Source organism: Janthinobacterium sp. TPC_1, from assembly GCF_056037845.1.
Genome location: NZ_CP195157.1, coordinates 4,703,159 through 4,729,253 on the forward strand (window position 1 = coordinate 4,703,159; position 26,095 = coordinate 4,729,253).

The window sequence follows — 26,095 nt, forward strand, 5'->3', positions numbered from 1 at the left end:
ATGGACGCCGCCGCCCGCCGCTACCTTGTCTGCTTCTGCGCCTGCGCCGGCCTGGCGCTGGGCGCCGTCTCGCTGCTGAATTACCAGGTCGACCCCTACCTGCTGCACCAGTGGGACAGTCCCTTGCTGCAGCGCCCGCGCCAGATCAATGAAAAGCTCGGTGCCTGGGCCAAGACCTATGCCGTGGCGCGCTACCGGCCGGCCATCGTCTACATCGGCAATTCGCGCACGGAAATGGGCTTGCCGACGGGCGTGCGCGCGCTGTTTGACGGCAAGCGCGTGTTCAACAGCGCCGTGTCCGGCGCCTCGATCGGCGACGCCATCCGCCTGGCCGAGCATGCGGCCAGGGTCAGCCGCATCGACACCATGGTGTGGGGCATGGACGCGCCCACCTTTTCCCTGGAGATGGGCGCGGCGCGCGTGGAAAACAGCCTGACGGGGACCGGACGGGGCTTTTTCGCCCGGCGCGCCCTGGTCAACCTGCAGCGCGGCCTGACGGTGGACATGACGCAGGACAGCGTGCGCATCCTCACCGGCAATGCCGGCGATACCTGCCGCTCCAGCCTGGCCGTGTATGGCCAGCGCGACGAGTCGTGCACCCGCAAGGGCATCGCGCACTGGCTGGGAACGAAGGACGCGATACCCGTGCGGCTGCAGGAATTCGGCGATGGCCTGGGGCCGACGCCGCCCTCGACGTTGGCGCTTGACGCCAGCATCGGCAAGCTGTGCCGGGAAGGCATGCGCTTGCGCCTGTATATCAACCCCACGCACGCGCTGACCTTGTACGCGCTGCACTGGCGCGGCAAGTGGGATGCCATGCAGGCCTGGCAGCGCGGCCTGGTGAGTATTGCCGAGCGACACCGCCGCCAGGGCTGCGACGTGCGCCTGGTTGATTTTTCCGGCTTTAACAGCATCACGACGGAAGCGACGCCGCTCGTCAGCGGCAAGCCCGACATGCATTATTACTGGGAAGTATCGCATTACCGGGACAATGTCGGCCACCTGATCCTGGCGCGCCTGTTCGGCGGCGGCACGCCGGCGCCGGCCGATTTCGGCGTGGAGCTGACGCCAGCCAACGTCGGCGCCCACCAGGCGGCCATGCGCGCCGCGCGCGACCGCTACCGTGTGGAACACGCGCGCGAAACGGCCTATGCGCAGCAGGTGCTGGACGGGCCGCTGATCCGGCGTTGATGCAAGACTCCGCATACGCCACTTCTGCACTTCCTATGCCGACCATGGACACTACCGCCCGCCGCTACCTCGCCATCTTCTTTGCCTGCGCGCTGGCCGCGCTGGCCCTGATCTCCGCCGTGAATTACCACGTCGATCCGTATCTGCTGCACCAGTGGGACACGCCGCTGGTGCAGCGTTTGCGTCCCACCTACGAAAAGCTCGCCGTGTGGGGCAAGACGTATGCCGTGGCCCGCTACCGGCCCGCCGTCGTCTACATCGGCAATTCGCGCACGGAAATGGGCTTGCCCACCAGGGTGCGCGCCTTGTTCGATGGCAAGAGCATCTTCAACAGCGCCGTCTCGGGCGCCTCGATCGGCGAAGCGATCCGCCTGGCCGAGCACGCGGCCAGGGTCAGCCATGTCGACACCATGGTGTGGGGCATCGACGCGCCCTCGTTTTCGCTGGAACTGGGCTCGGCCGGCGTGGAGCCGGGCTTGACGGCTGGCGGCCCCGCGTTTTTCGCGCGGCGCGCCTTGCTCAACATCAAGCGCGGCCTCACCGTCGACATGACCCAGGACACCTGGCGCATCCTCAGCGGCAGCTATGACGGCGTGTGCCTGTCCAGCCTGGCCCTGGACGGCCAGCGCGACCAGGGCTGCATCACGGCCCGCAACCATGGCTGGGTGGGTACGGCGCGCGCGTTCAAGCCGCGGTTGCAGGAATTCGGCGACGGCCTGGGGCCGACGGCGCCCGCGCTGCAAGCCTTCGATGCCAGCGTCGGCAAGCTGTGCCGGGGCGGCACGCGCTTGCGCCTGTACATCAACCCCACGCACGCGCTCACGCTCGACGCCCTGTACTGGCGCGGCAAGTGGGACGCCATGCAGCAGTGGCAGCGCGCGACCTGGCGCAACTGGCGCAGCGCCACCGCAGCCAGGGCTGCGACGTGCGCGTGTACGATTTTTCCGGCTTCAACAGCATCACCAGCGAGCCTATCCCGCAGGTGACGGGCAGGCGCGAAATGCGTTATTACTGGGAAGCATCGCATTACCGCGACAACGTGGGCCATTTCATCCTGGCGCGCCTGTTCGGCGGCGCCGTGCCGGTGCCGGCCGATTTCGGCGTCGAGCTGACGACGGCAAGCATCGCGGCCCACCAGGCGGCCATGCGCGCCGCGCGCGAACGCTACCACGCGCAGCACGCCGAGGAAACGGCCTACCTGCGCCACGTGCTGACCTTGCCGCGCGAGCCCAAATAGGCAGTCAAGGAGGCAGACGTACGCCGGGAAGCGGGGCGCTTGCGCTATGATGATGTTTTGCCATTCAGCAAGTTCCAGGACGCCCCATGAAAATCGCCTTCTTCGCCAGCCAGCCCTACGACCGCCGCTTCTTCGACGAAGCCTTGCCGTCCCAGCCCGATCCGGCTGGCATCGAACTGGTCTACCACAGCGCCTTGCTGAGCCAGGAAACCGTAGTGCTGGCGCAAGGCGCGGACGCCGTCTGCGTCTTCGTCAACGACGTGCTCGACGCGCCCGTGCTGGAAGCGCTGCACGGCTACGGCGTGCGCGCCATTTTGCTGCGCTGCGCCGGCTACAACAACCTCGACCTGGAAGCGGCCAGACGCCTGGGCCTGTTCGTTGCCCGCGTGCCCGCGTATTCGCCGGAAGCCGTGGCCGAATACACCTTGGCCCTGGTGCAGACCCTGAACCGCCACACGCACCGCGCCTACGCCCGCGTGCGCGAAGGCAATTTCTCGCTCGACGGCTTGCTGGGTTCCACCTTGCACGGCAAGACCGTGGGCATCGTCGGCACGGGCAAGATCGGCCTGGCCACGGCGCGCATTTTTAAAGGTTTCGGCTGCACGGTGCTGGGCCACGACCCGTATCCGGCGCCCGCGTTCGCGCAGCTGGGCACGATGGTGGAACTGCCGCAGCTGCTGGCCGAAGCCGACATCGTCTCGCTGCATTGCCCGCTGATGGAGAGCACGCGCCACATGATCAGCGAAGCCACGTTGCCGCTGATGAAGAAGGGCGCCATGCTGGTGAATACCTCGCGCGGCGGCCTGATCGACACGGGCGCCGTCATCGAGGCGCTCAAATCGCGCCAGCTGGGTTCGCTCGCCATCGACGTGTACGAGCAGGAAAGCAATCTGTTCTTCCAGGACCGCTCGTCCGACATCATCGACGACGACGTCTTCCAGCGCTTGATGACCTTCCCGAACGTGCTGGTGACGGGCCACCAGGGCTTCTTTACCATCGAGGCGCTGCGCGAGATCGCCGCCATCACCTACCACAACCTGCAATGCTTCCTGCAGGGCAAGGCGTGCGAGAACAGCGTACTAGCTGTTTGATGCCGTTTTTTTCGGCTTGGGCGGCGGCTTGGGTTTCGGCTGCGGCAAGGCATCGGCCGTGCGCCGCGCCAGCTGGGACAACCAGTCGCGCTCGTCCCACAGCCCGCCATCGATGAGGAAATACGGCTTGGCTTGCGGATAGGGCGGCGCTTCCTGCAGCGTGCCCATGGTACTGATCCAGGCGCGGCCCGCATCCGTCGGCTTGATGAAGAGCATGTCGTCGGCGACGATGGCGAACATCTTGCCGTCGCAATACAGGCCGTACTCGCCAAACATCTTTTTTGCGCTGATACTGCCCGCGCCCGCCATCTGGTCGAGCAAAAAATCCACCGTGCCTTGCTGTGATGCCATGTTGTCCTCCGTAGGAAGCAATAGTGTAGCGCACTGGCCAGGACAGGGCGGTGCGGCTACACTATCGCCATTATTTATTTTGCATTAGCTGCCATGACACCCCAGCATATTATTCACCGCGGCATCACCATCGCCACCCTGGCCGCCGATCAGGCGCTTGAAACCCATTGCGCGCCGGGCCAGACGGCCATCCGCGAACAGGGCGGCGGCTGGTGGCTGTATTTTGTCGATGAAGACGGCAATATCGACGGCTACGACAGCCCGTTCGCCAGCCACGCCGAAGCGCTGTGGGCAGCCAAGGCCGCAGCCGAGTTCAGCGCGCAATGAAGGCTAGTCCCTGGGCCTTCCTGGGCTTGCCGCAAGCGCCCGTGGCGGAAGCGGAAAGCGCCGACTACGGCGCCTGCCGCGCCGAACTGCACGGCAAGCGGCTGGTCTTGCGCGTGGCCAAGACCACGCCGACGAAAACGGGCCAGTTCGTCACCGTCTGGAAGCGCCCCCATCCCGACGCCGACATCGCCCCGCTGGACGAAGCCGACCCCGTCGATGCCGTCATCATCGCCGTGACCGACGACGGCGGCGCGCGGCACGGCTTTTTCATCTTCCCGCGCAGCGTGCTGCTGGAACGGGGCGTGATGTCGCGCGCCGGAGCTGGAGGCAAGCGCGCGCTGCGCGTGTATCCGCCCTGGTGCGCGCCGGAGTCGTTCAGGCACAGCGCACGCAGCGCTGGCAGGGGGAGTGGTTTGTGGCGGCGGGGGATCAGCGAAGGCTGGAACAGCTGCTGGGGCAGTGATTGTTTCCGTTCTCATGTTTGCGGCAGGGCAGTTGGAAGGCATGGCGCATGATGTTGCGCTCCATTTTGCCTGGTCCGCTATCGGTCCACAAGCGGACATTCGCGGTCGTGTGACAATGTGTGATTTTTTTTGCTTGGCAATCCGCTATTCTCTGGGGCCGCTGTCGTCCAGAAGCAGGACTTTCAGACGCTTATTTCTTCAGGGTTTTAAATGCGAATTAGATTTATCGGCGCCAGTGACGATCATGTAACAGGCTCATGCACACACTTTTCTTACGACCGCAAAGAAGTGCAATTCTTGGTTGACTGTGGTTTGCATCAGGGCGAAAACCATGCACTTCTCAAAAACCGGCAAAAATTTCCTTTCGATGCCGCCGACATCAAATTTGTGCTTCTGACGCATGCGCACATCGATCACTGCGGGCTCATTCCCAAACTTTATCGCGATGGTTTTCAAGGCGTCGTTTTTTGCACAACGGCCACGGCGCAGCTTGCACGGCTGTCACTGCTAGACAGTGTCCGTTTCTCTTCGGGCCTTTACTCTGAGGACGACGTCAAAGCGATTCAGTTCAGCTGCGTGGATCAGCGGCCTGATTTTGGCTTGTCACGCTATATTCCTGTCGATGACGATCTATTCGTGTCGTTCACACGCACTGCCCATATTCTCGGGGCGATGTCGCTCAAGATTTCATGGAATCGCGACGATGGCACGCGTGGAGATATTGTCATGAGCGGCGACCTGGGAAACAACACGAAGGACAATCCTTGCCAGCCGCTGCTCGCCGGTCGGCAGGAGCCGTTTGGTGTGCCTGAATATATGGTGGTGGAGAGCACCTATGGGGCACGGGTTCGCTCTCCGCATTTTTCAAATTATCTTGCACGCCTTGATGCGCTCACCGACGTGATCAGGATGCTGCGTTCAATCGAGGCAAGATTTTGATTCCCGCATTCTCGTTACAGCGGACGCAGGAAATTCTGTTGGATCTAGTTTGCATTCTTGAATCACCAAACGGCCGCTTGCCTGCCAATATTCCGATCTTACCGGTCTTCTCCATAGCCGATTGCATCGCTGCAGGTTCGTGGGATGAAGCCACCAATGGGCGCATCAAGCGGGCATTGGAAGCACAGTCCGAAGCGGTGCAAGAGCAGTGGCGTGATGCGATAGAGGCGCGTGAACCAGATGAGAGCAACGCACCGCGCTATGGATTTGTCGACAATGCAAAGGTGAATTTCGCTGAGTTCCGATCCATTATGATGGGATATACGAAACCACTGGCATTGAAAATCGATGTGGACTCTCCTCTGACGCTGAGGATGACCGGCGTTTTCGGTACCGAATTATGCCGCAGGCAAAAACGCGCTCCCGACGAAACGCTGTACCGCAACAGGCTTATGGCCGAACGCTTGCGACTGTCATCGGAAGCGGAAGTCGATGACAAGATCCGCACCATTTTCCCCATCAATAAAGAATTGACCGGCATCGAAATTGCGCTCGGGCCCCATCTGCTGCGCTACCAAGGACTGATTTCTTCGAAGAAAAACGATTACAAGAGTAAGAAGCCAGTACTCAGGCCAAAAGTTCCGCCACCAGCTCACATTACGATTTCGGGCGGCGGAATGTGCGAGGGAGGTCGCGTGGTCGATCACCTTGAACAGCTGTTACCTTCGAACCAGGCTGTGATTCTGATTACAGGTTATATGGCCAGCGGCACGCTGGGCGGAAAATTGGCACAATTAGGCAAATGCCGTATCGAAGGAGCGCTTCCTGACTTCACGGAAATCCAGGTCAACGACACGGTATTTCGCCTTGACGACATCCACGCGCAGATAATCGATGTGGGCGGCTATTACTCAGGCCATGCCGACCAGAGCGGATTACTGCAATACATTTTTACTGATCACAAACTTCCTCCGGAAGAAGGCGACAAAGCCACAACTGTGTTCTTGAACCACGGTACAAAACAATCGCGCGAGATGTTGAAAGAGGCGATCGAATTGCATGTTCCCGGGGCTCTGGAGCGCAAGGTTGCGAAAGTCGAGTTTGCGGATTCTAGCCGGTGGTACAGCCTGGATCTGCATGAATGGATCGATCCGCCCGCACCAGAACCGGCACTTGCTGACAACGGTTGGCAGGTCCTGGTGGCCGAGCAGAAGCGCACGAATGCGCTCTTGGAACGATTAATTGACCTCATGTCACCGCGGCAGTGAGCCCATGTATCACAAGCCTGCTGATTCAAATACCAAAGATGACCAAAGGCGGCAACTGTTCAGGAGCGGCCATTGCGATAGCCCGAGATTACCACACCCAGGAAAGGACTCAGATGGCTGCTGACGTAGCTTTCGTCGAAGGCCCCCTCAAGTTCCAGCTTTGGTTTGCAGAAGTAGATCCGATGGATCTCGGCGTCCGGTCCGGCTTGAAGTTGAGTATTCAAGCGGAAGCCAGAGTTTCAACTGGACTGCGGAGCACCTTTGGTTTGCGTATGACGCCCTCGTTCAATTCGAAAGTGACCTCCGTGACGGCAGCGACGCGGGACTGCATGACATGAGCGAGTACCCAATACTTCACTTCGAACGGCATTCATCTGAGGAGTATCTAACGATCAATCCTCGTTCGAAAAGGCAGTCACAAGATGGCGACAACATCGCAATTCGACTGAAGATCAATGCCGGGTCAATGCTTGCGCTGCATTTAGCGCTCAACAAGTTCGGCAAATGGTGGTGACGCGATTACGTCCGCTCTGGGGCGCAAGCTGCCAATAGCAGCAACCGCCCAGAAGCGCTCGCGCCCGCCAATGCGGCCCGCAACCCATCCGGGAAAATGACCGCCCATGACTGATATCTGACGGCCTGTCGCAATGCTGCATGGTGGCCGGGCAAGGTGACGTATCGTCAACCTTTCCTTACTGATATCCGTCATTCACCATTGAAAGAGGCGCTCATGCGAGTTCATTCCCTGGCAGTAATCGTTACCCTGTTGTTCGCAAGTGGCGCCCGGGCGGACGCATTGGACGACATTATCAAAGCCGAAATGCAGATGCGGAAGATCCCCGGACTGTCGCTTGCCATCATCGACAACGGCAAGATTGTCAGGGTGCAAGGGTACGGTGTCACGGAAAAGGGCGGCAAGACGCCGGTCGGTCCGCACACACTGTTCCAGGCCGGTTCGGTCAGCAAGCCGGTAGCCGCGCTGGGGGCGCTGCACCTGGTAGAGCAGGGCAAGCTTGCCCTTGACGAGGACGTCAATACCCGGCTGCTCACGTGGAAGCTGCCGGACAGCGCCCTGACGGCCGAACAGAAGGTGACCTTGCGCAGGCTGCTCAGCCACAACGCGGGGCTGACCGTGCACGGCTTCCCCGGTTACGCCAGCAATGCGCCGCTGCCCACCGTCGTCCAGGTGCTGAACGGCGAGCAACCGGCGAATACCGTGCCCATCCGCGTTGACATCGTTCCAGGCAGCAAGGTGCGTTACTCCGGTGGCGGCTATACCGTCATGCAGCAAATGGTGGCCGACGTGAGCGGCCAGGCGTATCCCGATTACATGCGCGACGCGGTCCTCATGCCCTTGGGCATGCAGGAGAGCTCCTATCTGCAACCGCCGCCAGCCGAACGCGCGCGCCTGAATGCCAGCGGCCACCTTGCCGACCGCAGCCTGGTGGCGGGACGCTGGCACCTGTATCCGGAAATGGCGGCGGCCGGTTTATGGACCAACGCGTCGGACCTGGCGCGCTTCGCCATCGGCGTGCAGCAATCCTTGGCCGGCACGTCCAACCCGGTCATCTCGGCAGCCTTGACGCAACAGATGCTGACCCCGCAAATAGAGAACGCGGGCCTGGGCGTCTTCCTGCACGGCAGCGGCAGCGCGCAACGCTTCTCGCACGGCGGGCGCGACGAAGGCTTCGATACCTTGCTGACGGACGGCATTTTCCCGCACGGGCCAGGGCGCCGTGATCATGATTAACGCGAATGACAATTCCCGCATGATGGACCGCCTGACCGCCGCCATCGGCCGCGCCTATCGCTGGCCGGATGCCGACTACGACGTATTGCGCAAGCAGCCCGCCATCCACATCGATGCCAGGGCGCTCGGCCGCTACACGGGCCGCTACGAGTTGGCGAACAACACGATGGGCACCTTCGATATGCAGGGTGGCCAGCTGCGCAGCATTTACGATGGCTTGCCCGACGAAACTTTCGTGCCTGCCGGCGCGCACCGTTTCCATTCGACGTCGCGCAATTGCGAACTGGCTTTCGTCGTCGATGCACAAGGAGAGGTGACGGACGTCGTCGTGACGACCAAGGGCAAAGCCAACAAGGCGCCGCGCATCGGCCCGCTGATGCACACTTTGAAAGCGCGCCCCGACCCCCAGCCTGCGCGTACCCGGAGTGTGCAGGCCTTGCTGGCCGACATTGCGCGTGGCGGCAGCGCCCTGGCCAATTCGGCCTTCGCCACAGCGGGCGTCAAGAACAACTTTGGCACGCAAGCCATTGGCGAACTCGTCAATGTTAAGTCGCTCACTTTTTTGCACGAGCAAGTGGTTGCTGGCCGGGAGATCGAACGTCATGGCAGCAAGGTGGACAGCGTCCTTGCCTACCATGTCAGCGGAATCAAGCCGGAGCGCAAATTGCTGGTTTACCTGACCGCGGACGGTTTGCTTGCCGACTTCGATCTGGTGGACGACTGAATGCCCGGCGTGCCCAGCCTTCCTTCTTTTGCCAGCCTGGATCCGCACTCACTGACAGGCCTGCACTTGTCATATCGTTAATCCTGCAGGACTTCTTGTGATGAAAATACGCGTTTACATGGCAATAATAAATCAAATCAGAATCTCCATACTGAAAGAAAAACGATGCTGCCACTGAAAATATCCGCGCTATATTTTTTTGTTGACGATCTCCGCATGCGTGCATGCCCCAGGTTGGATAGCATTCACATGCGGAAAAGGCAGATGATTATTCCGCCAAAATCGACAGCGTGGCAAGATCAACAAGTCCAAGAAGTTTCAATGGCGTCATCCTCCTCACGAAATATGGCCAGACCAGATACTCAAAAGCCTTTGGCTATTCGGATATTGAAAATAGAACACGGTTAAATCCGGGCGATAATTTTCGGATCATGGATAGACTTGCAAAGGCCCGTGAGTAGATACCTGCCCGATTTGCCACAGGTCTGGGCCTGGGATTTACATCCATTGAAATGTATTTTCCTGAGAAAAAGGTCGAGGTCATTGTTTTGGAAAATCAGTTTGGCGAAGATAGTGGCGTTAATTGCCATTTCGAAATAAAAGTATCGGCTTCATATTGCATGTTTTTCCTTGTTTTGCCTTGTAAGTTGGGCGCGATTAAAAATACAATATAAGAAAATTACCAAGGGGAAATATGGGTATCAAATATCGCGTCGATGAAGACCTCGCATTCCTGCCGTATTGCAAGGAAGAGGATTTGCGTGTTTTGGCGGGCTATCTCACGCACGACAAAGATGGATCGGCTCGCATCGCCAGCGAACTTCTTGAGGACGACAACTTCAAGAAGTTTGCTGGAAAGAAGGACCAGCACCGGCAATGCTGGAAGTTGATTGCCGGCGAGCTTCAGCATTTCGGCGGCGACACGATCGTCAACCTGTTTCGCGGCGATGGCGTGCTTTACAAGGAGATTTTATCGGACGTGTGCGATAACCAGAAAGTCAAGACGGAAAAAAACAGTTCCGCCTATCTGATGGAAAACAAGCTGCTGGAGAAATTCATCGGCGATGCCTGGGAAAAGCTCGGTGCGGAACAACGTGCTTCGCTGCTGAAGGAATTTGATATCGGCAATAACTTACGCGATGCGGAAGGATTGGCCTTGCTGAAAGCGGCCTTGTCGAGCGGCATCGGTTCTTTGCAGATATCGGCACTGATCGCCACATCCGCTGCAAGCATGTTCGCGGGACGGGCACTTGGCGTCATTGCGACAGGTGGACTGGGCAGAAGCCTGGCCATGTTTGCCGGACCGGTCGGATTGGCCGTGTCGGCAGCGCTCACCGTGCCCGCAATCAGCGGCGCCGCATATCGCGTAACGATCCCTGCCGTCATTCAGATCGCTTATATGCGGCGGGAATGCGAAGCACGTGAATTTTTCTAAGGAAATGTAAATGTTGCAAGAAACGATATGGATCATCGACCAGGCCAAATTGAAGCCGGTGTTGATACAAGCGATGGCGGAAGGCAAGGCAGCCATACATGACGGCGTGGCATACTGGGCCGAGGGTAGCGGCGGGTCTGGCATCATCCAGCATCTTCCATTCAAGGAAAGTGCGGCCAAGAGCGTGGAAGAAGCGCTGAAAATGGCGCAGGCGACGACGGCGATCGCCGCGGCCGTTTCGACCGGCATTATTCTTGCCGCGATCGTGGTGCAGACAAAATATCTGGCAAAGAAACTGGATAAAATCCAGGCCACTGTCGATGTCATTGCGCAAGATGTGCGCTCGCAGCACATTGTATTTTACATGGATAAGATCAGTGAATATGTAGGACTGGTGGAGGCAGCGCGAACCTTGTTGCAGGATCGTAGCCTGGCATCGGAAATACGCGAGCTTGCCATTCCGCTGTTGACCAGCATGGCGGCGAAACGCAATGAAGTGTTGTCCTTTATCGATAATATTCTTGCCTTGACGAAGTCGTCCAAAGACGTGTCCGCAACGCATTTTGAGCTGATCACCAATTTCGCCCAATTAATGCTCGACATGATGCCTGCGGGAATTCATATCGAATACCTGCTTTGCGCGCGTATCGGCAAACTGCGGCTTGCAGAGCATATCCTGCTCGACGGTGCAGGGCGATTCAACGATGGTCTGCAAATTTTCCGTCATTTCATGAATGAGTTACACCGCGAAGTGATACGCGGCGTCGCCGGAGCGCGCAGCGAGGTCTATCGTTCGATCGAGGCCAATGCGAAACAGCTTTTCCAATCCGAGCACGGAAAAATGCTGCTGTCGCTGCCGGCGGGCCGGGTGGCAATGTAACGCAGGTTGCCTGCCTACGCCACCTCGCTCACCACATAGCGGTACTTGCCCGACGCCTCCGCCGCGATCTCGTCGACTTCCTCGATGGCGATGTCGACTTGCGCGCCCAGCCTGGCCTGGAAGCCCCTGACGATGGCGCTGCGCGTGGCGTCGTCCAGGCGCGGCTGGCAGACCAGCAGCACGCGCGTGCGCAGCAGGCTTTCCTGGATGATTTTAAAGCTGCGCACCTGCGGCAGTTCGCGCACGATGTAGACGAGGGCCAGGCCGTGCATGACGGTGCCGTCGAGCGCCGTGAGGAAATCCGTGCTGCGCCCTTCGATCTTTTGCAGCAGGGGCAGGCCGCGTCCGCAGGCGCAGGGCTGCGTGCCCAGCGCGCCCACGTCGCCCGTGGCGTAGCGGATGAAGGGGTAGTCCTGCGTGGCCAGGTGGGTGACGACGATGTCGCCCGTGACCCCTGGCGGCAGCGGCTGGCCCTGGCCATCGACAATTTCCACGATGATGTCTTCGGCCGTGATGTGCATGCCGCCGTCCGGGCATTCGTGGGCGATGAAGCCCGCGTCGCGCCCGCCGTAGCCGTTGGCGACGGGGCAGCCGAAGGCGGCGGCGATCTGCGCGCGCTGCTCGTCGTACAGGCGTTCGGCCGTGACGAAGGCCACTTTGACGCCCAGGCCATCGAGCGGCAGGTCGCGCGCGCTCGCGTGGCTGGCGATGCGGCACAGTGCCGACGGATAGCCGAACAGCATGCGCGGGCGCCAGCGGCGCAACTGCCGCACGTAGCCGTCCAGGCGGTCGGGCGACATGGCAAACGCGGGCAGCAGGGTGGTGCGCAGCAGCGCGTCGCGCAGGCGGCGCACGCGATCCTGCGCATGCAGCTCGATGGGCGAGCCCCACAGCACGGCTTCGCGGTCGCCGATATCGACGCCCCACCAGCGCGTGGCGCGCCACTTGGCGGCGATGTCGTGGCTGACCCTGCGGCGTCCCAGGAAAAACTGCAGCGGCTGGCCGCTGGAGCCGCCCGTGGCGAACGGGCGCAAGCCCACGGCGCGGGCGGATTTGAAGCTGTCGCGCGCGCCCGCAATGTCAGCCTTGCGCAGCAGCGGCAGGCGCGCCAGGTCGGAAAGCTGGCGCAGCTGCTCCGGATCGAAGCCGCAGCGGGCGAACAGGGCGCGGTAGTAGGGCACGTGCCGGCCCGCGTGGCGCAGCAGGTGGCGCAGGCGCGCCAGTTGCCACTCCCCCGCAGCTGCTCCGCGCTCCACCACTGCGAGCGTTCCAGGCGGCGCAGCAGGCGCGCACTATGGTGGCCCTTGAGCCATTCGTGCAGGGGAAACAGCCAGCGGGCGACGAGCCGCGTATAGGCGCCGGGGCGCGGCGCGGCGAGGATGCGGCGGTAATGCGCGGCCAGCCTGGGCCTGGGCGCGATGCCGGGCCAGCCAAAGGCGGCCCCATGTGCCAGGCCCGCGTCCGCCAGCGCCCGCGCGCGGCGCGGGTCGCGCAGCAGCGCCACGATGGCCTGCGCCATGGCGGCCGGATCGCCGGGCGGCACCAGCAGCGCCGTCACGCCGTCTTGCAGCAGGGCGGGAATGCCGCCCACGTTGGTGCTGACGACGGGCACGCCGCAGGCCAGCGCCTCGAGCACGGAATTGGGCATGTTGTCGGCCAGGCTGGGGTTGAGCACGATGTCGCTGGCCTGGTACAGCGCCGGCATGGCGGCGTTGTCGACGGGGCCGGCGAAGCGCACGGCAGCGTCCACGCCCAGGGATCTGGCCAGGCGCGCCAGCGCAGCGCGCTGCGGCCCGCCGCCGGCCAGCACCAGGCGCGCCGTGGGATAGCTGCGTCGCACGATGGCCAGGGCGCGCACGGCGCTGGCATTGTCGTACAGGCTTTCCAGGTGGCGCGCCACGAGGATGCACGGGCCGGCAGCGCCATGCGCACGCGGCGCGGCGGGCGCAAAGCGCTGCAAGTCCACCACGTTGGGCACGATGTGGGCCGTATGGCCGTACTGCTCGAAGATGCCGGCCAGGTAGGCCGAGGGCACGACGATGGCGCTGGCGCGGCGCAGGCTCATGGAGACCAGACGCGGCGAACGGGCGAAAAAAGCGGCCGCTTCGCCGCCCCGGTAGTTGAGCAGGGCCGGCTTGCCTTTCAGGCTGGCGATCCACAGGGCCGGCGCGGCCTGCAGATGCCAGGACCAGCCGGAATTGGCCATGATGTGGAACAGGTCGACCGTATTGGCGGCGCGCCACAGGCGCCACAGGTGCACGGGCAGGCGCAACGCGGCGCGCAGGTAGCGGATGCGCGCCAGCCAGGGCGGCAGCGCGGGACCGTTGACGGCCAGCAGCTGCACTTGCGCGCCGTCGTCGCGCAACAGCTTCGCCAGCTGCGCCGTCTGATTCGCCATGCCGCCGGCCGGCGGCGGCAGCGGGCCGACCAGCGCGATGCGCAAGCCCGTGAAGATCATGGCATCGCTCCCGCCGCCACGCGCGCCGCGGTTACGCGCGCATACACTGGCGCATAGCGGCCCACGCTGGCGCCCCAGCTGCGCTCCGTCTCGACGAAGGCGCGCGCCTGGCGCCGCAGCAGCGGCCAGCTGTCGGGCGCCAGCAGCAGGTGCAATACGGCCTGCGCCAGCGCCGCGGCGTCGCCGGCGCGAAACAGCATGCCCGTCTTGCCATGTTCGACCAGTTCGCGGTGGCCGCCCACGTCGGAGGCCACCACCAGGCGCCCCTGCGCCATCGCCTCTAACGGTTTCAAGGGCGTTACCAGTTCCGTCAGGCGCATGGGCAGGCGCGGATACACGCAGATGTCGACCAGCTGATAATACGCGGCCACCTGCGCGTGCGGCACTCTGCCCGCGAAGACCACTGCACCCTCGATGCCCAGTTGCGCCGCCAGCGCGCGCAGCGCCGCTTCCTGCGGGCCGCCGCCGGCCAGCAGCAGGCGCAATGCCGGATGCGCCGCCAGCAGGCGCGGCATGGCGCGCAGCAGCAGGGCCAGTCCCTCGTAGGCATAGAAGGAGCCGATGAAGCCGATGACCAGGTGGCCATGCAAGCCCAGTTTGTGCGCCAGCCAGAGGTCGTCGGGCGCGGTGGTGCTGAAAGCGCCGGCATCGACGGCGTTCGGGATCACCGTGATCTTATGCGCGGGCACGCCGCGCGCGCACAGTTCGCGCCGCAAGCCCTCGCAGATGGTGGTGACGGCGTCGGCGCGGCGCAGCGCATAGGTTTCCAGCGCCCGCGTGAGGCGGTAGCGCAGGCCGCCGGGCCGGCTGCTGCCATGGTCGGCGGCCGCGTCTTCCCAGAAGGCGCGCACCTCATACACGACGGGGATGCCCAGCGCGCGTCCCGCATTGATGGCGGCGATGGCGTTCAGGGCGGGCGAGTGCGCATGCAGGATGTCGGGCTCGAGCCGTTGCGCCAGCTGGCTGGCGCAGGCGCACGGCCAGGCCGAGGATGACGGCCACTTGCCGCAGCACGGGCAGGCGCGCCCACCAGCGGGCATCGGGCGCCGTGCGGTAGAAATGCCAGCCTTCCACCAGCTGCTGCGCGCCGTCGGCCGGCCCCTGCTTGGCACTCGTGAGCTGCGTGGTGTGCCAGCCCAGCGCGCGCTGCTGCCGCAGGATGGCCAGGGTGCGGAAGGTGTAGCCGCTGTGCAGCGGCAGCGAGTGGTCGAGGATGTGCAGGATGCGCATGGATTCACTCCATGGCCATGGCCGGCGCGGCTACCGCCGCCTTGCGGCCATCGACGGGCAGCACCTGGCGCAAAAAGGCTTCGAACATCAGCAGCGCCCACAGGGGCGCGCTGTAGTCGCGCCGCCCGCTCGCATGCTGTTCCAGCAGCAGGCGCACGTAATCCATGTCGAACAGGCCGCACTGCGCCAGGGTGGGCCCCAGCAGCCGCTGCTGCAGGCGCTGGCGCAGCGGGGCCGCGCAGCCAGTCGGCCAGCGGCACGGAAAAGCCCATCTTCTGGCGGTACAGCAGGCTGTCGGGCAGCAGCGGGCGCAGGGCTTTTTTCAGCAGGTACTTGCCTTCGCCGCGCCGCAGCTTGAATTGCGGCGGCAGGCCCGACATCCACGCCACCAGTTCATGGTCGAGCAGGGGCGAGCGCACTTCCAGCGCATGCGCCATGCTGGCCCGGTCGACTTTCGTGAGGATGTCGCCAGGCAGGTAGGTTTTCAGGTCCAGATACTGCACCTGCGACAGCGGATCCTGCGCGGGACTGGCCAGCGCGTGGCGGCGCAGCACCTCGACGGCGCGGTAGCCGTGCAGGCTGCGGCGCAGCTCGGGGCTGAACAGGCGCGCGCGCATGGCGTCGCCCAGCAGGCTGACGCCGTGAAAATACGCGTCCGTCGTGTCGCGCGCCAGGCCTTCGAAGGTGGTCTTGGCGCGCAGGAAGCGGGGTGCCCAGTCGGCCTTCGGATACAGAGCCGCCCCAGGGTGCCGAACAGCGACTGGCGCAGGCCGGCCGGCAGCAGCGGATCCATCGCCTTGCGCACTTTTTCCTCGCGCGTGTGCAGGCGGTAGCGCCGGTAGCCGGCCAGGCTTTCATCGCCGCCGTCGCCCGACAGGGCCACCGTGACCCGCTGGCGCGCCAGCTGGCAAACGCGGTAGGTGGGCATGGCGGAACTGTCGGCGAACGGTTCGTCGTACAAATTGGCCAGCAGGTCGATCAGCTCGAAGTCGTCTTGCTCGACCTGGCGCGCGTGGTGCGCCGTGCCGTAGCGGCGCGCCACCAGGTCGGCGTAGCGCGCCTCGTTGTACGCCGGGTCGCCGAACGAGATGGAGCAGGTGTTGACGGGCGTGCTGCTGGCCCCCGCCATCAGCGCCACGACGGCGCTCGAATCGACGCCGCCCGACAGGAATGCCCCCAGCGGCACTTCGGCCACCATGCGGATGCGCACCGCTTCGCGCAGGCGCGCCAGCAGTTCGTCGGCCGCCTGCGCCTCGCTGGCGGGGGGATTCGGCGTGAACGGAATATCCCAGTACGCTTGCGGCGCGGGCAGCGGCTGGCCGGCGCGGATCGACAGGGTATGCCCGGGCGGCAGCTTGCGCGCATGCTGGAAGATGCTGCGCGGCTCGGGCACGTAGCCGTAGGCGAAATACTCTTCCACGGCCAGCGGGTCGAGCGCGCGCGGCATGGCCGGATGCGCGAGCAGGGCTTTCAGTTCGGAGCCGAACAGCAGGGTGCCGTCCTGCGCCTCGCCGTAATACAGGGGTTTGACGCCCAGGCGGTCGCGCGCCAGGAACAGCAGGTGGCGCCGGCGGTCCCACAGGGCGAAGGCGAACATGCCGCGCAGGCGCCGCACGCATTGTTCTCCCCACTGTTCCCAGGCGTGGACGATGACTTCCGTGTCGCTGCTGGTGCGGAAGGTGTGGCCGAACTGGCGCAGTTCCGCCATCAGGCTGCGATAGTTGTAGATTTCGCCATTGAAGACGATGGCGATGCTGCGGTCGGCGTTGAACAGCGGCTGCTGGCCGCTGGCCAGGTCGATCACGGACAAGCGCCGGTGCGCCAGGCCCAGTCCCGGTTCGCGGTGCAATCCTCCTTCGTCCGGCCCGCGGTGGCGCAGGCTGTGGTTCATGCGCGCCAGCAGCAGCACGTCGATGTCGCGCTGGCCCTGCAAATCAAAGATGCCGCTGATGCCGCACATGGGAGGCCTTTCAGGGATAGGTGGACAGGGGAGAGGGCTGGCGCGCGCCCGTCAGGCGGTCGTACACGGCCAGGTAGGCGCCGGCCATGGCGGGCAGGCTGTGCTCGGCCAGCACCTGGCGCCGCCCGCGCGCGCCGTGGCGCGGACCGAGTTCCGGCATGCTGTAGTAGTCGAGCATGGCGTCGGCCAGCATCTCGGGCGAACCGGGCGGCACCAGCGTGCCGCTCCAGCCCGACTGCACCAGTTCCGCATTGCCGCCCACCTGCGTGGCGACGACGGGCAACCCCGTCGCCATGGCTTCGAGGATGGTGTTCGAACTGCCTTCGGCCAGCGAGGGCAGCACGAACAGGTCCATGGCGCGCAGCAGCTGCGCCACGTCGTCGCGCGCGCCGGGCAGCCAGGCAAGGTGCGCCACGCCGGACTGGCGCAGCAGGTCCAGGCACGCCTGGCGGCACGGCCCGTCGCCGACGATGATCAGGCGCAGGCGCGCGCGGGCGCCCGGCTGCGCCAGCAACAGCAGGAAGGCTTGCACCAGCGAGGCATGGTCCTTGACGGCGGCCATGCGGCCCACGCTGCCGATGACGAAGGCGCCGTTGCACAGGAAGCCGGGCGGCCCGACGGCGGCCGGCGGCCCCAGGCGCGGGTGGAATTGCACGCTGTCGACGCCATTGCCGATGTGCGACACCTGCGCGGGCGCCGCGCCGATGACGTCCACCAGCCATTGCCCCAGGTCGGCGCTGACGGCGATGAAGTGCTGCACCAGCGGCAGCATGCATTTGCGCGCAGCAGCCGGTATTTGCGGCGGGTGCCGTGCAAGTCGCTCATGTCGCGCCCGTGTTCGCCATGCACGCGCAGGCGCACGCCGGCCAGCCAGGCCAGCAATTGCGCTTCGAGGCAGCCCAGGTTGCGCGTGTGCACGAGTGCCGGATGCAGCTGTTTCAGCACGCGGTACAGGCGCAGGTAGTGGCGCCAGTCCTTGCCTTCGCGCTTGTCCAGGCTGATCACCTCGACGCCTGGGGTGGTCAGGCGCTGGCGAAACGCGGTGGCGTTTTTCAGGCAGACGATGGCATGCCGGTAGCGTTCGGGCGGCAGATGGTTGATCAGGTTCACCAGGCCGTTTTCCAGGCCGCCCACGTCGAGCTGGTGGATCACGTGCACGATCAGGGGGGCGCCGCCGGGCCCTTCGGCCGCTTGCCGGGGGCGGACGGTAGCGAGGTCAAGGGCCATGCGGCAGCTCCTGCAGGCGTTGTTCGATGACAGGCAGCGCCGCTTGCAGGAAGGCTTGCAGGTGCGCGCGCGGCGGCGGCGCCAGCTCGTCGTAGGCGGCAAAGACGAGGATGTCGGCGCCATCCTGGCGCCTGCCCAGCAGCTTGGCTTGCGCCAGCAGCAGCTTCACCAGCACGGGCCGGGCCGTGACGATGCCGCCCTGGCGGTAGACGCGCCACACGAGCAGGCGTTCGCCGCCGTGTCCCAGCACGCTTTCGCGCACGCCCAGGACGCCGCTGGCCACGCTGACGGGCCGCATGCGCTGCGCCAGCGCCATCCAGCGGGGGCCGTAGGGCAGGGCCTGGTGCGTCAGCAGTTCGGCATCGCGCGCCTGGCGCGCATACCAGTGCAGCTGCAAGCCGACCGGCGCGCCGTCGCCATCCCGGCGCGCATACGTGGCGGCAAAGCGCGCCGGCGCGCCCGCATACGGCGCTTGCCAGACGGGCGGCGCGGCATGCAGACGGCGCCAGGCGGGCGGATCGGGCAAGGCCAGCACGGCGGGGGAGCCGGGCGCCGCCGTGCCATCGTGGCGCTGGCTGGCCAGGGCCAGCGCCGGCCACAGCGCCGCCAGCAGCAGGCAGGCGATGCTGGCGCGGATGACGGCGCGCGTGCTGGCCGCAGCGGCGCTGGCGCCAGGCCGGGCGGGCAGTGTCAACGGCCGCGCGGCGCGCGCCAGCGGCAATTCGCGCCAGCGCGCGGCCAGCCAGAACAGCAGCAGCGCCACCAGGCCGAAGAACAGCCAGCCATAGATCAGGTGGTCGACGCCCACGGCCAGGCGCATATTGCTCAGGTGGCCCAGCATCACGATCAGGTAGGCGCGCACGCCATTGGCGAGGATGGGCACGAGCAGGGCGGCGGCCATGACGGCCAGGCGCCGCCGCGTGCTGTGGAAATTGACGTGGGCGAACAGGGCGCCCAGGGCCAGCGCGGCGATCAGGTAGCGCAAGCCGCTGCACGCTTCCACCACCGACCAGTTGCCGGTGGGCAGAGAAAAATTGCTGCCGTCGCGGAACACGGGCACGCCCGTCCATTGCAGCGCCGTTACCGTGAAGGCGGCCGTGAAGTCGATCAGGGGATCGAGGAAGACTTCGCCAAACGGCACGGCGAGGAACAGATACGCGAGGGGAAAGGCCAGCAGGCGCACGGCCGGCCAGCCGAGGATGGCCAGCACGCAGGCGGGCAGCATGGCCGTGGCCGCATATTGCTCCACCACGGGCACGTTGGCGGCGTCGGCCAGCAGCCAGGCCAGCCCCAGCGCGCCCAGCAGCAGCAAGCCGCCCCGCGACGGCTGGGGCGCCAGCGCGGCCAGGGGCGCCCGCTGGCGCCAGGCCAGCCAGCAGCTGATGGGCACGATCAGGAAGCCGTGCGCGAAGGTCTGCGAGCGCGACCACAGTTCCACCATCGACCAGAAGGTGGCGTGGTACAGCAGCACGACGGCGGCCAGGGCCAGCAGCAGGATCGCCAGCGCTTGCTGCTGATTCTGCGCATGCGGCAGGACGGCCGCGTCCGGCAATCGGGCCAGCTCGTCGAGTTGCAGACTCATGTAGATGGCTCCCGCACGGGCAGCAAAGGCGCGGCGGCGCCGCTGGCAGGCGCATCGGTACCGGCCTCGGCCGATACACCCAGCATGGCGCCCAGGCCCCGCAGGTTGCGTTCCCAGTCGTAATCCTGCAACACCAGCTGGCGCGCCGCCGCGCCGATGGCCGCGCCGCTGCCTTCGGTCCCGCCGCCCTGGGCATTGCGCAGCACGCGCGCGGCATGGTGGATGAATTCGGCGTCGTCGCGCGCCAGCAGCAATTCCAGGCCCGGCTGGGCGGCGATGCCTTCCAGCGCCTGCGGCGTGGCCAGCACGATCTTGCCCATCGCCATCGCTTCGAGCACCTTGTTTTGCACGCCGCGGGCGATGCGCAGCGGCGCCACGGCCAGCGCCGCGCCGGCCAGGTAGGGGCGGATGTCGGGCACCTTGCCCGTCACCACCACGCCGGCCACCCGGGCCAGCGCCGTCACGGCGGGCACGGGCGCGCTGCCGACGATGTAGAACTGCAGCTGGGGAAACTGGCGCCGCAGCGCGGGCCAGACATGGCGCACGAACCATTGCACGGCGTCGATGTTCGGCCAGTAATCCATGGCGCCCGTAAACACCAGCGCCTGCACGCCGGGCGCATAGATTGCGGGCTGGGCCGCCATGGGCGCGAAATACGCCGTGTCGACGCCATTGTTGAAATACCCCGTCTTGCGCCGCGCCATCGGCGCGCACTGGCGGAACAGGGCCGCTTCGGCGGGCGAGACGAAGCTGGCGGCCGTGAACTGCTGGGCGATATGGCGCTCGTACTGCAGCAGCAGCTGCGCTTCGCGCCGGTACAGCAGCGACACGGGCCAGGGCTTGCTGTCGCCGTACTGGCGCCATTTGTCGGAATCGACGTCGACGAAATCGATCACGCGGTGCAGGGCGCGGCCCGCGCTGCCGTCGATGTATTGCGCCATCGGCCCGGAAAAGGCCAGCGCGTGGCGCACCTTGCCGCCCGATAGCACGCCATCGACCCATTGCAGCAGCCGCGCATCGCGGTAGTACTGCACGCTCATGGCTTGCCGCGACAGCAGCGCCTGCAGGGCGCGCCAGCGGGCCGTGCCGCGCCGCAATTCAATGAAGCGCGTGCTGGCGCACAGGGCGGCCACGCTTTTCGCGTGCTGCCAGTCGTCGTCATCGTCGATGAAACAGCCCAGGTGGACGCGGAAATGCCGGCTCAGGTACTGCAGCATGTGCCACGAGCGTATCTTGTCGCCCTTGTTGGGCGGATACGGCAAGCGGTGTGAAAGGAAGAGCAGTTCGCGCATGGCGTGTCCCGGTGCTTAGCCCAGTTGCCGCACGATGTGCGGCCCCAGCAGGTTGGCCAGCGGCAGCGGCAGGCGGCGCCAGGCGCGGATGAACAGCGCGTACCTGGGATTGAGTGGATTGACCTCCGGTAAGGCCCTGGCGCGCACCAGCTGGCTGGCATACGGCAGCGGCTGCGGCGTAAAACCCCAGTTCTTCTTGAAGTCGTATGCCCCGGTGCCCAGCTTGCTGCGGCCGAAATCGAACAGGCGGTAGCCGCGCGCGCTGGCGCGGCGCATCGCTTCCCAGTACATGAAGTCGTTGGCGCCCGTGCTGCGCGCCAGCACGCTGCCGCCGCCGTAATACGGCAGCACTTCATCGCGGAAATAGAACAGCAGCACGCTGGCCTGCGCCTGCTGGCCGTGATACACGGTGAGGATCTCGCAGGCGTCGCCGAAAACCGCGCGCAGCAGGGCAAAATGGCGGCGCGCGAAGACGGGCGTGCCCAGCCGGTGCACGCTGGCCGCGTAGATCGGGTAGAAATGGCGCAGGTCATAGTCGATGGCGCTGTGCAGGCCGCCGGCCATGGCCTTGCGCACGACGGCGCGCTGCTTGCGGGGTATGGCCAGCAGATTCTGCTCGGCATCGGGACTTAACGGCCGGCGGAAGGTGGCGTACAGGGGTTTCTGCAGCCAGGAAGTCGCCATGTTTTCCGGCGCTTCGCGCCAGCGGTATTCCAGGTGGCCCACGCCGAGGCGCCGCGCCAGCGCCAGCGCGGCACTGTCGAGCGCCTGGCGCACGGGAGCACTGCCGCCGGCGGTGCCGCCGTACACGCAGAACGGCAGCGAAACGAGGGAAGCGCCGAACAGGCGGCTGCGCAGATGGGCCAGCGGCAGCACGCCGGCGATGCGCCCGTTCTGTTCCGCGTACAGGAAATAGCTGTCATGGTGAAAACCCTGTTCCATGATGGTGTGCCAGCCAGCCCGGTGAAAGAAGGTGGCCTCGGGGCAGGCGTCGACAAAGGCATCCCAGCGCGCGTGCTCGTGCGGCTGCAGCGCGCGCACGGCGATGGTGTCGCTGGACTGCGCCGTGTCGGGAAGAAGACTGGCCTCGTGCATCATGTGCTTTCCAGAAAAATGCGGTCCATGCGGTCCCAGACGAAGTCGCGCGTCAGGCGCGCCAGCCGCGCTTCCATGCACCCCAGGTTCAGGTAGTGGCGAAAGCGCGTCTTTGCGCTCAGGCCCGGCGGGCGCGGCTGGCCGGGATCGAGTTCCCAGGGATGAAAATAGAATATGCCAGCTTGCCCGTCGCGCGAATTGATGCGTCGCAAAAGCCAGCGCGACAGTGCATACGGCAGCAATCGGAAATAGCCGCCGCCGCCGGCCGGCAGGTTGCGCCCGCGCAGGCGCACGGTGCTGACGGGCAATTCCAGCACGCCCTGCGGTCCGCGCGGGCGCCAGGCGAAGCGGGGCGCATCGGGCATGCCGTAATGGTCGTGGCGGATCGGATAGATGCTGGAACTGTAGCGGTAGCCCGCTTCCTGCAGCACGTCGAAGGCCCATAGATTGGCCGCGCCGATGGAAAAGCTGGGCGCCCGGTAGCCGCGCACGGCCAGCCCCGTCAACTGTTCCAGGATGGTCTTGCTGCGGCGCACGTCGTCGGCGAACTGCGCGGCCGACTGCTCGCTGGCGCGCAGGTGCGCATAGCCGTGGCTGGCCACCTCGTGCCCGGCGGCGGCCACGCGGCGCAGCATGGCCGGATAGCGCTCGGCGATCCAGCCCAGGGTGAAAAAGGTGGCGTGGATGCGGCGGCTTTCCAGCAGCAGCAGGATGCGCTCGATGTTCGCCTCGACCCGGCATTCCAGGCGGGGCCAGTCGGCGCGCGCGATGTGCGGCGCGAAGGCGGAGACCTGGAAATAGTCTTCCACGTCGATGGTCAGCGCGTTGCGCAGACGGACTGGCGGCGTCATGGCGGCCCCCGGCGCGCCGCCAGCCAGGGCGCGATGACGGCGGCGATGCGCGTGGCCGCGTGGCCATCCCACAGGGGCGGAATGCGGCCCCGCTTGCCGCCCGTGTCCAGGATGGCGCGCGCCAGCGCCAGGATGGCGGCGGGATCCGTGCCGGCCAGGGTATTCGTGCCATCGGTGACGGTGACGGGGCGCTCCGTGTTGGCGCGCAGGGTCAGGCAGGGCACGCCCAGGGCCGTGCTTTCTTCCTGGATGCCGCCCGAATCCGTCAGCACCAGGCGCGCGCCCTGCATCAGGCCCAGCATTTCCAGATAGCCCAGCGGCGGCAGGCGGACGATGGCGTGCCGCGCCAGCAGCGGTTCCAGGCCCGCCAGGCGCAGGCCGGCCGCCGTGCGCGGGTGGATGGGAAACAGCAGCGGCAGCTGGCATGACAGTTGCCCCAGCGCCTGCAGCAGCGCTTCCAGTTGCGCCGGATCATCCACGTTCGACGGCCGGTGCAAGGTCAAGAGTCCGTAGGCGGGCGGACAGGCGTGGCCATGCGCGCGCACGGTGATGTCGGGCCGGACTGCGCTTGGCAGCTGCTGCCGCAGGCTGTCGATCATGACGTTGCCCGTGAAGTGGATGCGTTCGGGGGCGATGCCTTCGCGCAGCAGGTTGGCGCGCGCGCCTTCCTCGCTGGTCAGCAGCAGATCGGACAATTGATCCGTCAGCACGCGGTTGATTTCCTCGGGCATGCGCCGGTCGCCGCTGCGCAGGCCCGCCTCGACGTGGATCACGGGCGTGCCGCGCTTGGCCGCCACCAGCGCGCAGGCGAGGGTGGAATTGACGTCGCCCACTACCAGCACGGCATCGGGCGCCAGCGGCGGATGCGCGTCGAGCACGGCGTCGAAGCGCCGCATGATCTCGGCCGTCTGCTGCGCGTGGTTGCCGGAGCCGACGTCGAGGGCAAGGTCGGGCGGGCGCATGTCCAGGTCGGCAAACAATTGTCCGTTCATGGCCGAGTCGTAATGCTGGCCCGTATGCAGCAGGGTCACGCGCACGGCGGGCGCCTGGCGGGCCAGGGCGGCCAGGATGGGCGCCATCTTCATCAGGTTGGGGCGCGCGGCCACCACGCACAGCAGGTGCGCCGGCGCGGCGGACGCAAGATCGGGGTCGGACATTGCGGGCTCCTTAGAATTGCATGTTGAGCGTGGCGCTGACGCCGTTTTCGCGGTAATCGCCGCCGTGGTTGCTGGCGTGCCGCGTATGCCGCACGTCGATGCTGACCGTCATGTCCGGCTGCAGGATGCGGCTGTAGCCGGCCGTGACGGTGATGTTGTTGTTGCGCGCCGGGGCACGCTCAGCGAGCGCACGCTGGCGTAGCCGGCATTGACGTTCACGCTGGTGCGCGCACTGGCTTGCCAGCTCCAGCCCACGTTGCTGCCGATCTGGCGCGTGCGGTCTTCGCTGCCGAACTCCATGTCGGGCAGCAAGCCGCTGTCGATGCCGCTGGCCGTTTGCGCCGTGCGGTCGACGGCCGTGATGCCGGCGACCATCGTGCTTTTCGCCGTGGCGCGCGCCATCGTCAGCTTCAGCTGCTTTTCCAGGAAATAGCGGTGGCTGAAGTAATTGATGGCGCCCCGTTCCGGCCCCAGGCTGTTGGCGTAGCGCAGGAAGGCATTGATGCGCAAGCGCCGGTCGCGCGCATTCGGAAAGAGGCCGCGCCACAATTGATCGAGCAGCTGGGCCGCGCGTCGCGGTCGTCGCCCAGGCGCGCAAACTGCGTGGGCAGGGTGGTGATGTTTTCGCTGTAGCTCAGTTGCCAGTTGGTATGGCGCTGCAGGAAATTGGCGTCCAGGCTGTAGGTGGTGCCAAAGAAGCGCTTGCCCGTGCTGAAGGCCACGCTGGTGCGCGGCGACGGGGTCCACACGCCGCCCAGCGACCAGAAGCGGCCCGCCGGCGCCTTGCCGCTGGTCGACGCATAGCCTTCCTTTTCCATGCCGCCGCTGGCCGTGGCCGCCCACTTCCTGCTGAACGGATAGCGCAGGCCCACGCTGCTGCGCTGCATGCGCACGGAAGCGAGCTTGCTGTCCTGCGTGCGGCGCACGTCGTGGCTGGCATTCCAGGACCAGCCGCCGGCGCGCGGCTCGCCGCTGAGCAGCAATTCCATTTCATCGCTGTGCACGGACAGCAGACCGCCGCCGCTGGCGACCGTGTTGCGCGTGTAGCGCAGCTCGGCCGTGGCCAGGCCGCGGAAACGGTGGCGCAGGTAGGGGCTGATGCTGGTGGTGCGCACGGTGCTGGTATTGTCCGTGTCGGGCAGCTCGGCTATCAGTTGCGGGCCGAACGGCGAGATGTTGCGCCGGCTCACGCTGGCATGGGTATCGATGAAGAACCAGTCCTTGACCAGCTCGGCGTCGGCCGCGGCGTGCAGCTGGTGGTCGTCCGTATTGCCGCGCTGCCCGGAGATGAATTTGTGCCAGCTGTAATCGAGGTCGACGCGCAGGCGCGGGCCCGTGCCGATGAGGGCGATGGCGGGCGCGATTTCCGTGATGAAGTCCGATTGCGCCTGGCCGGGCGGCGCGCGCGTGGCATTGTCCGTATAGCTTTCGCGCAGGCGCAGCGAGGGCTTGACCAGCCAGTCGACCGCGCCGGCCGGCAGGGGCAGCAGCAGGGACAGCAAGGGCAGCAGCGGCAGCGGAATCCGGCGGCTAATCGTAATGGCCATAGCCGTAGTAGTCGTTGCCGGGGAACGATTTGGTCTTGT

Annotated in this window: 26 protein-coding genes and 2 pseudogenes; 14 read left to right on the plus strand and 14 right to left on the minus strand. The window is 65.4% G+C overall.

Annotated features, from left to right (window positions below; translation table 11 throughout):
* The 4 genes from ACQVLG_RS22925 (at window position 1) to ACQVLG_RS22940 (ending at window position 3,519) form a co-directional block, all read left to right on the plus strand.
* Entirely contained in the window at window positions 1-1,191 is a 1,191-nt protein-coding gene (locus ACQVLG_RS22925) for a hypothetical protein (RefSeq protein WP_474291126.1), read from the plus strand.
* 44 nt (window positions 1,192-1,235) lie between these two features.
* On the plus strand, window positions 1,236-2,177 hold the full coding sequence (locus tag ACQVLG_RS22930; RefSeq protein WP_474291127.1) for a hypothetical protein: 942 nt from the start codon (window positions 1,236-1,238) through the stop codon (window positions 2,175-2,177).
* Window positions 2,117-2,428: a hypothetical protein gene (locus tag ACQVLG_RS22935; RefSeq protein WP_474291128.1), complete on the plus strand. Its 312-nt coding sequence runs from the start codon at window positions 2,117-2,119 to the stop codon at window positions 2,426-2,428. The genes ACQVLG_RS22930 and ACQVLG_RS22935 overlap by 61 nt, the downstream gene beginning before the upstream one ends.
* Window positions 2,429-2,514: 86 nt before the next feature.
* Window positions 2,515-3,519, plus strand: a complete 1,005-nt coding sequence (locus tag ACQVLG_RS22940) for a 2-hydroxyacid dehydrogenase (protein WP_474291129.1) — start codon at window positions 2,515-2,517, stop codon at window positions 3,517-3,519.
* Here the strand turns inward: ACQVLG_RS22940 and ACQVLG_RS22945 are convergent.
* Window positions 3,508-3,870: a TfoX/Sxy family protein gene (locus tag ACQVLG_RS22945; protein WP_474291130.1), complete on the minus strand. Its 363-nt coding sequence runs from the start codon at window positions 3,868-3,870 to the stop codon at window positions 3,508-3,510. The genes ACQVLG_RS22940 and ACQVLG_RS22945 overlap by 12 nt on opposite strands.
* 93 nt (window positions 3,871-3,963) lie before the next feature.
* Between ACQVLG_RS22945 and ACQVLG_RS22950 the strand changes: the two genes are divergently transcribed.
* The 10 genes from ACQVLG_RS22950 to ACQVLG_RS22995 all read left to right on the plus strand — a co-directional run bounded on the left by ACQVLG_RS22950 (window position 3,964) and on the right by ACQVLG_RS22995 (window position 11,657).
* Entirely contained in the window at window positions 3,964-4,197 is a 234-nt protein-coding gene (locus tag ACQVLG_RS22950) for a hypothetical protein (protein WP_230538064.1), read from the plus strand.
* Window positions 4,194-4,712 (plus strand): MepB family protein, encoded by a 519-nt coding sequence (locus tag ACQVLG_RS22955; RefSeq protein WP_474291131.1) that lies wholly within the window; start codon window positions 4,194-4,196, stop codon window positions 4,710-4,712. The genes ACQVLG_RS22950 and ACQVLG_RS22955 overlap by 4 nt, the downstream gene beginning before the upstream one ends.
* 237 nt (window positions 4,713-4,949) lie before the next feature.
* Window positions 4,950-5,600, plus strand: a complete 651-nt coding sequence (locus ACQVLG_RS22960) for an MBL fold metallo-hydrolase (protein ID WP_474291133.1) — start codon at window positions 4,950-4,952, stop codon at window positions 5,598-5,600.
* Window positions 5,597-6,868: a hypothetical protein gene (locus ACQVLG_RS22965; RefSeq protein WP_474291134.1), complete on the plus strand. Its 1,272-nt coding sequence runs from the start codon at window positions 5,597-5,599 to the stop codon at window positions 6,866-6,868. Before ACQVLG_RS22960 ends, ACQVLG_RS22965 begins: the two co-directional genes overlap by 4 nt.
* A gap of 113 nt (window positions 6,869-6,981) precedes the next feature.
* On the plus strand, window positions 6,982-7,206 hold the full coding sequence (locus ACQVLG_RS22970) for a hypothetical protein (RefSeq protein ID WP_474291135.1): 225 nt from the start codon (window positions 6,982-6,984) through the stop codon (window positions 7,204-7,206).
* Complete coding sequence (locus tag ACQVLG_RS22975) at window positions 7,203-7,382, plus strand: hypothetical protein (protein ID WP_474291136.1); 180 nt, start codon at window positions 7,203-7,205, stop codon at window positions 7,380-7,382. The genes ACQVLG_RS22970 and ACQVLG_RS22975 overlap by 4 nt, the downstream gene beginning before the upstream one ends.
* Window positions 7,383-7,598: 216 nt before the next feature.
* The gene (locus ACQVLG_RS22980; protein WP_474291138.1) at window positions 7,599-8,618 is read left to right on the plus strand and encodes a serine hydrolase domain-containing protein; all 1,020 of its coding nucleotides are present in this window, start codon (window positions 7,599-7,601) and stop codon (window positions 8,616-8,618) included.
* Between the two features lie 19 nt (window positions 8,619-8,637).
* Window positions 8,638-9,342, plus strand: a complete 705-nt coding sequence (locus ACQVLG_RS22985) for a hypothetical protein (RefSeq protein WP_474291139.1) — start codon at window positions 8,638-8,640, stop codon at window positions 9,340-9,342.
* A gap of 694 nt (window positions 9,343-10,036) precedes the next feature.
* Window positions 10,037-10,777, plus strand: a complete 741-nt coding sequence (locus ACQVLG_RS22990; protein WP_230538056.1) for a DUF3944 domain-containing protein — start codon at window positions 10,037-10,039, stop codon at window positions 10,775-10,777.
* Window positions 10,778-10,787: 10 nt separating this feature from the next.
* A complete protein-coding gene (locus tag ACQVLG_RS22995; protein ID WP_230538055.1) occupies window positions 10,788-11,657 on the plus strand; it encodes a hypothetical protein in 870 nt (289 codons plus the stop codon).
* A 14-nt stretch (window positions 11,658-11,671) separates the two neighbouring features.
* On the opposite strand, the gene ACQVLG_RS23000 is transcribed toward ACQVLG_RS22995, so the two are convergent.
* The 13 genes and pseudogenes from ACQVLG_RS23000 to ACQVLG_RS23060 all read right to left on the minus strand — a co-directional run bounded on the left by ACQVLG_RS23000 (window position 11,672) and on the right by ACQVLG_RS23060 (window position 26,011).
* Window positions 11,672-12,916, minus strand: coding sequence for a phenylacetate--CoA ligase family protein (locus ACQVLG_RS23000; protein ID WP_474291140.1), 1,245 nt, complete (start codon window positions 12,914-12,916; stop codon window positions 11,672-11,674).
* Window positions 12,917-13,161: 245 nt separating this feature from the next.
* A pseudogene (locus ACQVLG_RS23005) lies at window positions 13,162-14,115 on the minus strand (glycosyltransferase family 4 protein); the annotation flags it as partial.
* Window positions 14,112-15,155 (minus strand): TIGR04063 family PEP-CTERM/XrtA system glycosyltransferase, encoded by a 1,044-nt coding sequence (locus ACQVLG_RS23010; protein WP_474291141.1) that lies wholly within the window; start codon window positions 15,153-15,155, stop codon window positions 14,112-14,114. The pseudogene ACQVLG_RS23005 and the gene ACQVLG_RS23010, both read right to left, overlap by 4 nt.
* A 194-nt stretch (window positions 15,156-15,349) precedes the next feature.
* Window positions 15,350-17,305 (minus strand): annotated as a pseudogene (locus ACQVLG_RS23015) (XrtA/PEP-CTERM system amidotransferase).
* A 10-nt stretch (window positions 17,306-17,315) separates the two neighbouring features.
* Window positions 17,316-17,867 (minus strand): glycosyltransferase, encoded by a 552-nt coding sequence (locus ACQVLG_RS23020; protein ID WP_474291142.1) that lies wholly within the window; start codon window positions 17,865-17,867, stop codon window positions 17,316-17,318.
* Window positions 17,780-18,532 carry a glycosyltransferase gene (locus tag ACQVLG_RS23025; RefSeq protein ID WP_474291143.1) on the minus strand — a complete coding sequence of 251 codons (753 nt, stop codon included), beginning with the start codon at window positions 18,530-18,532 and terminating at the stop codon, window positions 17,780-17,782. The genes ACQVLG_RS23020 and ACQVLG_RS23025 overlap by 88 nt, the downstream gene beginning before the upstream one ends.
* Window positions 18,522-20,114 (minus strand): exosortase A, encoded by a 1,593-nt coding sequence (xrtA, locus tag ACQVLG_RS23030; RefSeq protein WP_474291144.1) that lies wholly within the window; start codon window positions 20,112-20,114, stop codon window positions 18,522-18,524. The genes ACQVLG_RS23025 and xrtA overlap by 11 nt, the downstream gene beginning before the upstream one ends.
* Entirely contained in the window at window positions 20,111-21,406 is a 1,296-nt protein-coding gene (locus ACQVLG_RS23035; protein WP_474291145.1) for a TIGR03087 family PEP-CTERM/XrtA system glycosyltransferase, read from the minus strand. The genes xrtA and ACQVLG_RS23035 overlap by 4 nt, the downstream gene beginning before the upstream one ends.
* Before the next feature lie 15 nt (window positions 21,407-21,421).
* Window positions 21,422-22,501 carry a FemAB family XrtA/PEP-CTERM system-associated protein gene (locus ACQVLG_RS23040; RefSeq protein ID WP_474295768.1) on the minus strand — a complete coding sequence of 360 codons (1,080 nt, stop codon included), beginning with the start codon at window positions 22,499-22,501 and terminating at the stop codon, window positions 21,422-21,424.
* Window positions 22,501-23,352: an XrtA system polysaccharide deacetylase gene (locus ACQVLG_RS23045; RefSeq protein WP_474291146.1), complete on the minus strand. Its 852-nt coding sequence runs from the start codon at window positions 23,350-23,352 to the stop codon at window positions 22,501-22,503. Before ACQVLG_RS23045 ends, ACQVLG_RS23040 begins: the two co-directional genes overlap by 1 nt.
* Complete coding sequence (gene wecB / locus ACQVLG_RS23050; protein ID WP_474291147.1) at window positions 23,349-24,509, minus strand: non-hydrolyzing UDP-N-acetylglucosamine 2-epimerase; 1,161 nt, start codon at window positions 24,507-24,509, stop codon at window positions 23,349-23,351. The genes ACQVLG_RS23045 and wecB overlap by 4 nt, the downstream gene beginning before the upstream one ends.
* A 108-nt stretch (window positions 24,510-24,617) precedes the next feature.
* On the minus strand, window positions 24,618-25,019 hold the full coding sequence (locus ACQVLG_RS23055; RefSeq protein WP_474291148.1) for a hypothetical protein: 402 nt from the start codon (window positions 25,017-25,019) through the stop codon (window positions 24,618-24,620).
* Window positions 24,920-26,011 carry a TIGR03016 family PEP-CTERM system-associated outer membrane protein gene (locus ACQVLG_RS23060; protein ID WP_474291149.1) on the minus strand — a complete coding sequence of 364 codons (1,092 nt, stop codon included), beginning with the start codon at window positions 26,009-26,011 and terminating at the stop codon, window positions 24,920-24,922. Before ACQVLG_RS23060 ends, ACQVLG_RS23055 begins: the two co-directional genes overlap by 100 nt.
* Between the last annotated feature and the right edge of the window lie 84 nt (window positions 26,012-26,095).